This is a genomic window from Rhizobium sp. CC1099, from assembly GCF_029714385.1.
In the GTDB taxonomy this organism is placed as follows: domain Bacteria; phylum Pseudomonadota; class Alphaproteobacteria; order Rhizobiales; family Rhizobiaceae; genus Rhizobium.
Genome location: NZ_CP121641.1, coordinates 606653 through 619502, shown reverse-complemented (window position 1 = coordinate 619502; position 12850 = coordinate 606653). Strand labels below are relative to the sequence as shown.

Sequence of the window (12850 nt, the reverse complement as noted above, 5' to 3'; positions counted from 1 at the left end):
GTCGCGCCCTCGTGCTCGGAGAACCGCCATGTCCTTCTTCCCCGGTAAAGACCCGCTGCCCGGTGACGCCTTCGCCTGCGACGCCATCGAGAATCTGATCATTCCGCGCACCAGCGATATCGGCGGTTTTCAGGTGCGGCGGGCGCTTCCGACGCGCCAGCGGCGGCTGGTGGGGCCGTTCATCTTCTTCGACCGGATGGGACCGGCGATTCTGAAGCCTGGCGAGGCGCTGGATGTGAAGCCGCATCCGCATATCGGATTGTCGACGGTCACCTACCTTTTCGATGGCGAAATCCGGCATATGGACAGTCTTGGTACCGAGAAGGTGATACGGCCCGGCGACATCAACCTGATGACGGCCGGACGCGGCATCGTGCATTCGGAGCGCACGCCCGACAATCTGCGTGGTCACCCGTTGCTGATGTCGGGCCTGCAGACCTGGCTGGCACTACCGGACGACAAGGAAGAAATCGATCCCTCCTTTGCCCATACGGAAAAAAGCGAGATGCCGCTGATCTATGAACGTGGCGTCAGAGGGCGCGTCGTCATCGGCTCCTTCGAAGGCATGACGTCGCCGGTCAAGGTGTTTTCGGACACGCTCTATGCCGACCTCGATATTGAACCAGGCGCCAGGTTCCCCTTCGGCGTGGCCCATGAAGAGCGCGCAGCCTATGTGCTTTCGGGCGAAGTCATCATCGCCGGCGACCGCTTTGCCGCGGATCAGCTGCTCGTCTTCCGGCCAGGCGACGCGATCACGCTTGAGGCAGGTCCTGCGGGCTGTCACCTGATGCTCTTTGGGGGTGCGGCGCTGAATTCGAAGCGGTACATCTGGTGGAACTTCGTTTCCTCCTCCAAGGAGCGTATCGAGATGGCGAAGGAGGAATGGCGCACCGGCCGCTTCGACATCGTTCCGGGGGACGAAGAGGAATTCGTGCCTTTGCCTGAAGGATGAACTCCTTTAGAATTATGGGGTTGCGGTTCTTGAAATGCACTTGTTTTGCCGCAATCTAATCGAATAAGCAAAGCAAGAACCATAAGAAAGAGCTCCCGCCCGTGACACATCAGCCGAAAACCCCGCTGCTCGACCAGGTCAAATATCCCGCCGACCTGCGCAAGCTCGAGGATCGTGACCTGCCGCAGCTTGCGCGCGAAGTCCGAGACGAGATGATCGATGCGGTCTCGCGCACCGGCGGACATCTGGGCGCGGGTCTCGGCGTCGTCGAACTGACGATCGCCATCCACAGCGTCTTCGATACGCCCGAGGACCGGTTGATCTTCGACGTCGGCCACCAGTGTTATCCGCACAAGATCCTTACCGGCCGCCGCGAGCGGATCCGCACGCTGCGTCAGGAAGGCGGCCTTTCCGGGTTCACGCGGCGCGCCGAGAGCGAATACGATCCCTTCGGGGCGGCGCACTCATCGACCTCGATTTCCGCGGGTCTCGGCATGGCGGTCGCCGCGGAACTCAGCGAGACAGACCGGCGCGTGATTGCCGTCATCGGCGACGGCGCCATGTCGGCCGGCATGGCTTACGAGGCGCTGAACAATGCCGGCGCGCTCGATGCGCGGCTCATCGTCATCCTCAACGACAACGATATGTCGATTGCCCCGCCGACGGGTGCCATGAGCGCCTATCTCGCCCGCCTCGCCTCCGGACGGACCTATATGGGCTTTCGCGATTTCGGCAAGAAGCTGACGGCTTATCTCGGCAAGAAAGTCGACCGGGCGCTCACCCGCGCCGTCGAGCATGCGCGAGGCTATGTCACTGGCGGCACCATGTTCGAGGAAATGGGCTTCTACCATATCGGCCCGATCGATGGTCATTCCTTCGAGCATCTGCTCCCAGTGCTGCGCAATGTGCGCGACAACGCCGAAGGTCCGGTGCTGATCCACGTCGTCACGCAGAAGGGCAAGGGTTATCCGCCTGCCGAAGCCGCCGCCGACAAGTACCACGGCGTCAACAAGTTCGACGTCATCACCGGGGCGCAGGCCAAGGTGAAGCCGAACGCGCCGAGCTATACGAGCGTCTTCGCCGAGGCGCTGGTGCAGGAGGCAACGCTCGACGACAAGATCGTCGGCATCACGGCGGCCATGCCGAACGGCACTGGCCTGGACAAGCTTGCCGAAGTCTTCCCTGCCCGCTGTTTCGATGTCGGCATCGCCGAGCAGCATGCCGTCACCTTCGCGGCCGGCCTCGCCACCGAGGGTTACAAGCCGTTTGCGGCGCTCTATTCCACCTTCTTGCAGCGCGCCTACGACCAGGTCGTCCACGATGTCGCAATCCAGGGCCTGCCGGTCCGTTTCCCGATCGACCGCGCTGGTTTCGTCGGCGCCGACGGCCCGACGCATGCGGGCTCGTTCGACACGACATTCCTTGCGACGCTTCCCGGATTCGTCGTCATGGCTGCGGCCGACGAGGTGGAACTGAAGCACATGGTGCGTACGGCCGCGGCTTATGACGCCGGCCCGATTTCATTCCGTTATCCACGCGGCGAAGGTGTCGGCGTCGAAATGCCGGCTCGCGGCAAAATCCTGCAGATCGGCGAGGGCCGCATCGTCAAGGAAGGCACCAAGGTTGCGCTGCTCTCCTTCGGCTCGCGGCTCGCGGACTGCCTGCTTGCGGCCGAAGATCTTGAGGCTGCCGGCCTTTCGACCACGGTTGCCGATGCGCGCTTCGCCAAGCCGCTGGACCACGGCCTGATCCGCCAGCTCGCCCGCCACCACGAAATGCTGATCACCGTCGAAGAAGGCGCCATCGGCGGCTTTGGCAGTCATGTGCTGCATTTCCTCGCGATGGAAGGCCTGCTCGAAAGCGACCTGAAGGTCCGCTCGCTCACCATGCCCGATATCTGGATGGAGCAGGCGAAACCAGAGGTGATGAACGCCCATGCCGGCCTCGACCGCGCAGGCATCGTTTCCACCGTCTTCCGGACACTCGGCCACGGCGCGGCCGTGGGGGTTGCGGGCTGACGCCATCCGGAGCCCTCGGCAGCGCTCAGGCGCCCCAAATCTACCAATCTACTTTTTCCGTCCGGTATGCGGCCGCACCGAGGCGGCGGCAGGTCAGCCGCAGGAGTCAGCGTGGCGACGCCGCATCTTATCGACGCAGGTGTCCGATTGCTGCGTGCGCGCCGGAAGATGCGGAGGTCCTGGCACCGCTTTTTCGAAGGCGAGATCCTGTACACGCTGCTGAGCGGGTCGCAGGCGGGTCTGCTTGAGCAGATCGCCAATGGCGAAAGCCGACTGAACCAGATGGCCGCGCAATCGATTTCGTGCGCAGATCAGGCTGCAGGAGGCGCGGCGCATCATGATCGTCGAAGGCATGACGGCGGCCGAAGCGGGATTTCGCGTCGGCTACGACAGCCCGTCCCAGTTCAGCGGCGACTATGTCCGGTTCCCCATATGCCACCGAAACGCGACGTCGAGCGGATGCGCGGCATCGACGGCATTTAGCACGCAACAACGAGAAGGGCGGCCAAACCGGCCGCCCCTCTTATATGCCAGATCGATCAGCGATCTCAGAATTCCGTCCAATCGTCTTGGACAGCTGCGGCGGTTGCCGCCTTGCCGCCGAAGGCGCTGGCGAGCTTGTTGGTCAGCGCGCGGGCGGGCGATGCAACAGGGCGGGCGCCGGATTGCGCGGCAGTCGCACGGGGCGCGGCCGCCGGTGCGGCCTGGCCGAGCTTGAACTGTTGCAGCAAGGCGTCCAGCGCGTTGGCTTCCTGAGCCAGCGCATGGCTTGCCGCCGTTTGTTCTTCGACCATGGCAGCATTCTGCTGCGTGCCCTGGTCCATATTGTTGACGGCGGTGTTGATCTCCTGCAGGCCGATCGACTGTTCGCGCGTCGCGGTGACGATCGCGCCGATATGGCGGTTTATCTCCTGGACCTCGCTCACGATCTCGGCAAGCGCTTTGCCGGTTTCACCGACAAGCGAGACGCCGGTGTTGACATGGTCGCCTGAGGTCGTGATCAGCGCCTTGATCTCCTTGGCGGCGTTGGCGGAGCGCTGAGCCAGTTCACGCACCTCCTGGGCGACGACGGCAAAGCCCTTGCCCGCATCACCTGCACGGGCGGCCTCGACGCCCGCGTTCAAGGCAAGCAGGTTCGTCTGGAAGGCGATGTCGTCGATGACGCCGATGATGTTGCTGATCTCGCCCGAGGACTTCTCGATCTGCTGCATGGCGGTGACGGCCTTTCGGACAACATCGCCGGAGCGCTCGGCACCGAGACGCGCACGCTCGACCAGATGGCCGACATCTTCGGCGCGCTTGGCGCTGTCGCGGACCGTCGTCGTGACCTCTTCGAGAGCTGCGGCGGTTTCCTCGACGGCAGCAGCCTGCTGTTCGGTGCGGCGGGCAAGGTCGTCGGCGGCGGAGCGGATTTCGCCGGCGCCGGCATTGATCGCCGAGGCATTGCGGCCAACCGCCTGGAGTGCCGACTGAAGCTTTTCAGCGGCATGGTTGAAGTCGTTTCGCAGGCTGTCGAAGTGAGCGGAGAACGGCGTTGCGATCCGGCTTGCGACATCGCCGTTGGCGAGGTTCGAAAGACCGCCCGCCAGACTGTCGATCGCAAAGCGGATCTCGGCTGCCTCGCGGGCCTTCTCCTCGTCGGAGAGCTGGCGCTGGCGCTCGGCCTCGTCGCGCATGCGGTCCGTCTCGCCGGAAAGGCGCTGCTTTTCGATTGCGGCCTCCTTGAAGACCAGCACCGACTTCGCCATCAGGCCGACTTCGTCGCCGCGGTCGAGCGCCGGCACGTCGATATCGTTGTGGCCAGCTGCCAAGCGGCCCATGGCGACGGTCATGCCGACGATCGGCTGCGCGATGGTACGTGATAGAAGCCAGGCGAGCATGGCTGCGGCAAGCGATGCAGCGATGCCACCGACGATCAGCGTGAAGGTCAGATCCTTGTTGGCGTCGAGCTGGGTTGTGGCAAAGGCCGCCGACTTTTCACGGGCGACAGCCTTGATCTTGGCGGAGGCCTGACGGAAGCCGTCGAGTTGTCCTTTCGTGGCGTTCACACCGATCTTGACGACGTCTGCGATCGGCGTCTCGGTTTCCTTGCGGGCCTTGGCCTGCGGTTCGGCAAGTTCGTGGAAATAGAGATCGGCCGCCTTCTGCATGCCGTCGATCATCCCGATCAGTTCCGCCTCGCCTGCAGCTGTCTGCTTGGCGGCAGCAATCGCCTTCAGCATGCGTTCGCGATTGGCGAAGATATCGCCATAGGTGCTGTCGCTGCGGAAGAGGATGAAGCCCCGCAGGTTGACGGCCTGCTCCAGCATCGCCTGCAGCGCGTCGTCGATGTGATTGACGAGGAGCTCCGATTTCTCCTGTTCGGCAGCAGCAGCAGCCGAAGCGTTCGCCTTGCTGTACACATGGGCTGAGACGGAAATGAAGATGAGAATCAGCGCTGCAAAGGTTGCGGCAAGCTTTCCCTTCAAGGACATGTTGGCGAACACAGGTCAACTCTCCTGACAAAAACGGCGAAACAAGCCGCGCGAGACGCAGCGGCAGAGCGAATAAAACTGAATCATGATCTGCAGGTGGAGGTTATGATGCCATCATGGCAGGGAACGGCCCGGGCGGACCGCTGCAATCACTGCGACGCTACGGGCACCGGCTTTAAATTTACTTAATCTGTCCTGTCCAAAATTTGGGGGAGGAATTGTTTCCACGCGCTCTGCATTTCCTCGAAAGCCCTCATCTCATCTGCGGCGACGGCAACAAAAGGCTTGCAAGCAGCGGATTTGCCGGTCATGGACAGCCGATGTCCGATCAGAATACCCAGCGCCTCGACCAGCTTCTCGTGAGCCTCGGCCTTTTTTCCAGCCGCTCGCGGGCACGTGATGCCGTCAGCCGTGGCACAGTGAAGGTCGGCGGCGCTGTCGTGACAAAGCCGGGCGCGCTCTTTGCCGAGGAGGCCGAAATCGAGGTCGATGATCCGGCGCAGGATTACGTCTCCCGTGCCGCGCTCAAGCTCATTGCGGCGCTCGATCATTTCCAACTCTATCCGGCGGGCCACCACTGTCTCGACATCGGCGCTTCGACGGGCGGCTTCACGGAAGTGCTGCTGGAGCGCGGCGCGGCGCATGTGACCGCCATCGATGTCGGTCACGGGCAGATGCATCCGCGCATCGCAGGCGATCCGCGGGTCACGAATATCGAGGGGCTGAACGCCCGCAATTTGACGGCAGAGGATATCGGCCGGCCAACAACCTTCGTCGTGTCGGATGTTTCGTTCATTTCGCTGAAGCTGGCGCTGGCGCCTGCGTTGCAGATCGCCGAGCCTGGCGCCATTGCAGCGCTTTTGGTAAAGCCGCAATTCGAAGCCGGGCGCGAAGCGATCGGCAAGGGCGGACTGTTGAAGGACCCTTCCTCCGCGCCCGCGGTCGCGGCGGAACTCGAGCGCTGGTTCGCCGAAGACATGGGCTGGAAGAGCATCGGGCTCATCGCTTCGCCGATCGCCGGCGGCGACGGCAATCAGGAATTTCTACTCGCAGGAACGAAGCCGTGAGCACCGAAACAGTCACCATCCAGAAACTCGGCGGCCAGGGCGACGGCATTGCCGACGGCGCAGATGGCCCGATCTACGTGCCCTTCTCGCTGCCCGGCGAAAGCGTGGCGATCGCGCGCGTCAAGAACCACGGCACGATCATGTCGATTGCCAAGCCTTCAGCCGACCGGCAGGAGCCACCCTGCCGCCATTTCGGCCCGGACGGCGTCAACGGAACTTGCGGCGGCTGCACGCTGCAGCATATGGCGGATCAGCCCTACCGGACCTTCAAGCGGCAGCTGGTGATCGACGCACTGAAATCGAAGGGCATATCGGCCGAGGTCGGCGAACTCGTCCCGGCACATCCCGGCCAGCGGCGGCGCGTCGTCTTTGCGGCACGCAAGACCGAGAAGGATATGCTGATCGGCTTCAACCAGGCCGAAAGCCACCATATCGTTGCGATCGAGGAATGTCCCATCTCGTCGGCAGCGATCCTTGCACGGCTGCCGGCAATCAAGGCAATTGGCGCAGCGCTTGCCACCAGCGCCGAGGCCTTTCGCATTTCGGTTCTCGAATCACTTTCCGGGCTCGATCTCGCCGTCGACGGGATCAAGAAAATGCCGGACCCGCAGCGGCGCAAGGCGATTGAAACCGTGCTTGGCCTTCGCGGCATCGCGCGCGTTTCGCTGAATGGCGAAATCCTGGTCGAGCCCTCCAAGCCGATCGTCGACTTCGGCGGTGTGCAGGTCTCGCCGCCGGCTGGCAGCTTCACCCAGGCGACGAAGCCAGCCGAAGAGACGATGGCCGAGCTGGTGCTTGCCCATGTCGGCAAGGCAAAGCGCATCGCCGATCTCTTTGCGGGCGCCGGCACTTTCTCTCTTCGGCTTGCCCGGATCGGACGCGTGCATGCCGTCGAAGGCGAGGAGAAGGCGCTCGCCGCCCTCGACCAGGCGGCGCGCAAGACACAAGGGCTGAAGCCGGTCAGCGTCGAGAAGCGCGACCTCTTCCGCCGCCCGCTGATGACGTCCGAACTGAAAGTCTATGACGCGGTAGTCTTCGATCCGCCTCGCGCCGGAGCGGAGTTCCAGTGCCGCGAGCTCGCCCGTTCGACAGTGAAGAAGATCGCCGCCGTCAGCTGCAATCCGCTGACACTGGCGCGCGACCTCACCATTCTCATCGAGGGCGGCTACCGGATCACCGGCGTCACGCCGATTGACCAGTTTCTCTGGACCTCGCATGTCGAGGTGGTGGCGACGCTGGAAAAATAGGCCCCAGGCTCTCGCTGAGCCACCATTGCGATCCAGCGCGCGAACGAAAATGCCCGCACCAACGCGGGCATTTTTTGGTTTGAAGCGGCAGGGATCAGGCGGCGCGGCGGCTAGCCGAAGCCGTCATTGCGTGCGCCCCGGATTGTAGGTTGAACTGCGCCAGAAGCTGCATCAGCTTTGCGGCCTCGGTTGCGAGGCCGTGGCTTGCCGCTGTCTGCTCTTCGACCATTGCAGCGTTCTGCTGTGTGCCCTGATCCATTGTGTTGACGGCCATATTGATCTCGTGGAGGCCGGTCGATTGCTCACGGGTGGCCGTGACGATCGCGCCGACATGGCGGCTGATTTCCTGCACCTGTAGAACGATCCCCTCCAGTGCTTTGCCGGTATCGCCGACCAGCGTCACACCGGAGCGAACCTGGAAATTCGAGGCCGTGATCAGGCTTTCGATCTCCTTGGCCGCCTTGGCGGAACGCTGCGCCAGTTCGCGAACTTCCTGCGCGACGACGGCAAAGCCCTTGCCTGCCTCGCCGGCGCGTGCGGCTTCGACACCGGCATTGAGCGCCAGAAGGTTCGTCTGGAACGCGATATCGTCGATGACGCTGATGATGTTCGAAATCTGCTCGGACGACTGCTCGATACCGTTCATCGCATCGACCGCCTTGCGGACGATCTCGCCGGATTCTTCGGCGCCGGCGCGTGTGCGGTTGACGAGATTGCCTGCTTCCTCGGCGCGGCGGGCGGTGTCCTTGACGGTGGTCGTGATCTCCTCGAGTGCTGCTGCAGTCTCTTCGACTGACGCTGCCTGCTGCTCCGTGCGGCGGGCGAGACCATCGGCAGCCGTGCGGATCTCCGACGCACCGGCATCGATCGCATGAGCGTTGCGGCCGACGGTCTGGAGTGCGGCGTGCAGCTTGCCGACGGCCGTGTTGTAGTCGCTGCGGAGACGGTCGAGATGCACGGCGAACGGCGTTTCGATGCGGTGGGCGAGATTACCCTCCGAAAGCGCTCCGAGCGCACCCGCCAGCGCATCGACGGCGGTACGGATTTCCGCCGCCTCCAGCGCTTTTTGCGCTTCGCGATCCTGACGCTCGCGCTCGGTCAGTGCGCGGCTGGTCTCGGCCTCTCCTTCCAGGCGCTCGCGGTCGATTGCGTTGTTCTTGAAGACGGCGACCGCTTCGGCCATCGAGCCGATCTGATCGCGGCGTTCCTCACCGGGAATGGCGGCGGAGAGATTGCCGGCTGCCAGGTTCTGCATCGCAGCCGTCATGGCGGTGACCGGGCGGATGACGAGACCGTGCAGCAGCCAAGCCATGGCGACGATCATCAGGCCAACGGCGAGAAGCGTGGCGATGGTCGCTGCGATGCGGAATTCGTTCAGGGACGCGAAGGCCTTGTCGCCGTCAACGACGAAGCCGAGATGCCACTCGACCGTCGGCAGGCCGTCAACCGGCAGGAAGCTGACGAGAACCGGCTTGCCGTCGAATTCGCTCTCGACCAGGCCGGGACCGATCGACGGAGTCGCGTCCGGGAAGGCATCGGCAAGCGTCTTGGTAACAAGCTTGGCATCCGGATGGATGAGAATCTGGCCGCTCTTGTTGACCAGGAAAGCCATGCCCTGACCGCCGAGATCGATCTCCTTGATCATCTTCACCATGGTATCGAGCGAGAAATCGCTGCCGACCACGCCGGCGAGCTTGCCGTCGCGCTTGACCGGAACGGCAGCGCTGATGATGAGATCGCCGCTCGAGGCGTCGGTATAGGGCTCGGTCAGGACGGGCGCATCGGCCTTGACAGCATCCTGATACCACGGGCGCTTGCGCGGATCGTAGTCCGCCGGGAGCGGCAGGTCCGGCCAGGACGTGAAGACGCCCTGTTCGTCGCCGAGATAGGTACTGACGAACTGCTTCGTCAGGACGTCGTTCTGCAGCACGCTGACAACGCCGGCGCGATCGACAGCCTTTGCGGAGGCGTTCGCGACCATCGCGGTCAGCGTAACGCGACCGTCCATCCAGTTGGCAAGGCTGCGTGCAGCCTGCTCGCCGGAGGACTGGATATTCGCTTCGATCGAGGCCGTCGTGACGCTGCGCTGGACCGAATTGATATAGGAGGAAAAGGCGACAAAGGCCGCGAGAACGACGGCGGACGCGGCGACAAGGATGCGCGTCATCAAATTCGTCTTCTTTTTCAAGATGCGTTCCTTTCGGATCATCTGCCGTCCCGTCGGCGCGCAGGAACGCGGGGCGGGAGCGCTGAACGGGCAGAGGGCTCATGGAGACAAGGATGCGCAAAGCGCCTCATGCGCCCGGACGACCGAATGGAATCAACTCGTCACCCCCTGATTATTAGGGGTTAATTAAAACAGGCTTAAAATTTAGCAAAAATCCTGTGCCCCGGCATCAGCGTCGCATGAAGGCCTCGAAAGCCGCACGGGCTTCCGCGCTCTTCAACTGTGCGGCAAAATGCCGGGCCTCGTCATCGATGCGCGCAATGATCTCGGCACGGTCGCCGCGGATGAGATCACGAGCAATCTTCAAGGCTTCCGGCGGCTTGGCGGCGAGTTTTGCGGCGGCCGCAAGGGTTAGGGGCTCAACGTCCGGCGCGGAGCAAACCTTCCAGACCAGCCCGGCATCCTTTACCTCCTGCGCGGAGAATGCTTCACCTGCAGCAAGCAGGGCGAAGGCGCGCTGATGACCCATGATGCGCGGCGCAAGCAAGCTGGAGGCAGCTTCCGGCACGAGCGCCAGATCGACGAAAGGTGTGCGAAACTGGCTGCGGTCGGAGGCGACCGTCAAATCGCAATGCATGTGCATCGTCGTGCCGATGCCGATCGCCAGCCCATCGACGCCGGAAACCAGCGGCTTTTCGGCATTGACGAGCGCATTGAGGAAATCGAGAAGCTCCGGGCCAAGGGAGCCACCCATCGCCGCCGCAAGGAAGTCGCCGATATCGTTACCTGCGGAAAAAGCGCCTTCCGTGCCGAGGAAGACCGTCGCCCGGATGGCGATGTCCTCATTCGCGGCCTTCAGCGCTTCGGTCATCCGCACATACATGGCGCGGGTGATCGCGTTCTTCTTTTCCGGGCGGTTGAAGCGAATGATCTGTACACCGGGATGGGCAGCGGATTGTTCGACGATGATGTGGTCGGACATGATGATCCTCAGGCAAGAGCAATGCGGGCGGCGGCGAGACTATCTGCGCCGTTGATGACGCGATCCTTCAAGGCTGCGGTTTCCGACAACAGATTTTCGGCGGCAAAGCGGCAAAGCGCAATGCGGCTTTCGTTCGCGCCGTCAGATACCCTGGCAAGCCCGCCTTTGGCGAGGTAGGAGCCGGTCAGGGCGAGCCCGAAGAGGCGCTGATAGGGCGTCGCTCCCGAAAGGGCTTCGGCCACCTTGCCATCTGCCTGCACCTTCAAAAGCCAGCCGGTTGCCTGTTCGAGATCGGCGATGGCCGAATCAAGCCGCGCTGCCGTTTCGCCAAAGCCATCGAGATTGGAACTGCGCACCTGATCGGCGATATCGCGAAGTTCGGCGAGGAAGCCTTTTACGTGATCGCCGTTCGAAAGCGGCAGCTTGCGGCTGACGAGATCGATCGCCTGGATACCGTTGGTACCTTCGTAGATCGGCGCGATCCGAGCGTCGCGCAGGTAGCGGGCAGCGCCCGTCTCCTCGATGAAGCCCATGCCGCCATGGACCTGAATTCCGAGCGAGGCGACGTCGACGCCCGCATCGGTCGAGAAGGACTTGGCGATCGGCGTTAGAAGCGCAGCGCGTTCCTGCCAATGCTGCTTGTCTCCACTGGCGCGATGCGACATGTCTATCGCGTGGGCGCAGGCATAGGAAATGGCGCGGGAGCCTTGCGTCAGCGCCTTCATCGTCAGCAGCATGCGGGCAACGTCGGGATGTTCGATGATTGGGCTCATGCCGCTGCCGCTCCAGCCGGGCGCCCTGCCCTGCGTGCGCTCCATGGCATAGGCTATCGCCTTCTGCGTCGCGGCTTCGGCGATCGCGACACCCTGCATGCCGACCGTCAGGCGGGCGTTGTTCATCATCGTGAACATGGAGTTGAGACCCTTGTTCTCCTCGCCCACGAGCCAGCCGACCGCCCCCTTCTCGCCGCCGAACCTGCCATCGCCATAAATCATCGTGCAGGTGGGCGATCCGTGGATGCCCATCTTGTGTTCCAGCGAATGGCAAAAGACGTCGTTGCGGCGACCGAGCGAGCCATCGTCGTTGACAAGGAACTTCGGCACGAGGAATAGCGAAATGCCGCGCGTGCCGGCCGGTGCATCAGGCAGGCGGGCGAGGACGAGATGGATGATGTTGTCCGTAGCGTCGTGCTCGCCCCAGGTGATGAATATCTTCTGGCCGAACAGGCGATAGGTGCCGTCATCGCGCCGCTCGGCCCGGCTCTTCAGCGCGCCGACGTCCGACCCTGCATGCGGCTCGGTGAGGTTCATGGTGGCAGTCCACTCGCCGGAGATGAGCTTCGCCAGGTATTTCTGCTGAAGGTCCGGGCTGCCGTGGGCGCTCAGCGCCTCGACCGCACCCATCGTCAGCGTCGGGCAAAGCGCGAAGGCTGTGGCGCCGGAATTCCACATTTCAAGAGCGGCGACGTTCAGCATGTTGGGCAGGCCCTGGCCGCCATATTCCTCGGGGGCCGTCAGTCCGTTCCAGCCACCTGCGATCCAGTCCTGATAGAGTTTCGCCCAGCCATCCGGGGTCTTCACTTCGCCGTCAACCAGACGAGCGCCCTGCCTGTCGCCGATCTCGGCCAGCGGGGCGACTTCTTCCGTCGCGAAACGACCGGCTTCGTTCAGGATCGCATCGACGAGATCCTCGCCGAGCTCACCGAGCAGGCCTTTATCGATCGCGTCGCTCAGCCCTGCGACATGTCTCAGAGTAAACGCGATGTCCTCGACGGGCGCCTTGTACATATCATCTCCTCGCATCTCAAACGGAACCGTGGTTCCAAGCCTCCGGTGGAAGAGCTAATTGATTTTTACGTAAACGTCAATTTCGAATTCGGCGTTTCAGAATTGACGACATCTTGCCGCTCGCAGGTCTTCACACTTGCACAAACAACCGTCATG

At 63.0% G+C, this 12850-nt stretch carries 8 protein-coding genes; 4 read left to right on the top strand and 4 right to left on the bottom strand.

Annotated features, from left to right (window positions below; genetic code table 11):
• Positions 1 to 28: 28 nt before the first annotated feature.
• Both QA644_RS02990 and dxs read left to right on the top strand, forming a co-directional pair.
• Positions 29 to 952: a pirin family protein gene (locus QA644_RS02990; protein ID WP_074066878.1), complete on the top strand. Its 924-nt coding sequence runs from the start codon at positions 29 to 31 to the stop codon at positions 950 to 952.
• Positions 953 to 1053: 101 nt separating this feature from the next.
• The gene (dxs, locus tag QA644_RS02985; protein ID WP_283071018.1) at positions 1054 to 2970 is read left to right on the top strand and encodes a 1-deoxy-D-xylulose-5-phosphate synthase; all 1917 of its coding nucleotides are present in this window, start codon (positions 1054 to 1056) and stop codon (positions 2968 to 2970) included.
• A gap of 548 nt (positions 2971 to 3518) precedes the next feature.
• Here dxs and QA644_RS02980 read toward each other — a convergent pair.
• On the bottom strand, positions 3519 to 5444 hold the full coding sequence (locus tag QA644_RS02980; RefSeq protein WP_283072440.1) for a methyl-accepting chemotaxis protein: 1926 nt from the start codon (positions 5442 to 5444) through the stop codon (positions 3519 to 3521).
• A gap of 320 nt (positions 5445 to 5764) precedes the next feature.
• Here QA644_RS02980 and QA644_RS02975 point away from each other — a divergent pair, with 320 nt between their 5' ends.
• Positions 5765 to 6511, top strand: a complete 747-nt coding sequence (locus QA644_RS02975) for a TlyA family RNA methyltransferase (RefSeq protein WP_239595217.1) — start codon at positions 5765 to 5767, stop codon at positions 6509 to 6511.
• Positions 6508 to 7758: a class I SAM-dependent RNA methyltransferase gene (locus QA644_RS02970; protein ID WP_283071016.1), complete on the top strand. Its 1251-nt coding sequence runs from the start codon at positions 6508 to 6510 to the stop codon at positions 7756 to 7758. Before QA644_RS02975 ends, QA644_RS02970 begins: the two co-directional genes overlap by 4 nt.
• Positions 7759 to 7852: 94 nt before the next feature.
• On the opposite strand, the gene QA644_RS02965 is transcribed toward QA644_RS02970, so the two are convergent.
• From QA644_RS02965 to QA644_RS02955, 3 genes are all read right to left on the bottom strand, one after another.
• Positions 7853 to 9946 (bottom strand): methyl-accepting chemotaxis protein, encoded by a 2094-nt coding sequence (locus QA644_RS02965; protein ID WP_283071015.1) that lies wholly within the window; start codon positions 9944 to 9946, stop codon positions 7853 to 7855.
• A 208-nt stretch (positions 9947 to 10154) separates the two neighbouring features.
• Positions 10155 to 10907: a crotonase/enoyl-CoA hydratase family protein gene (locus QA644_RS02960; protein ID WP_074066873.1), complete on the bottom strand. Its 753-nt coding sequence runs from the start codon at positions 10905 to 10907 to the stop codon at positions 10155 to 10157.
• Between the two features lie 8 nt (positions 10908 to 10915).
• Complete coding sequence (locus QA644_RS02955; RefSeq protein ID WP_283071014.1) at positions 10916 to 12694, bottom strand: acyl-CoA dehydrogenase; 1779 nt, start codon at positions 12692 to 12694, stop codon at positions 10916 to 10918.
• Positions 12695 to 12850: the final 156 nt, after the last annotated feature.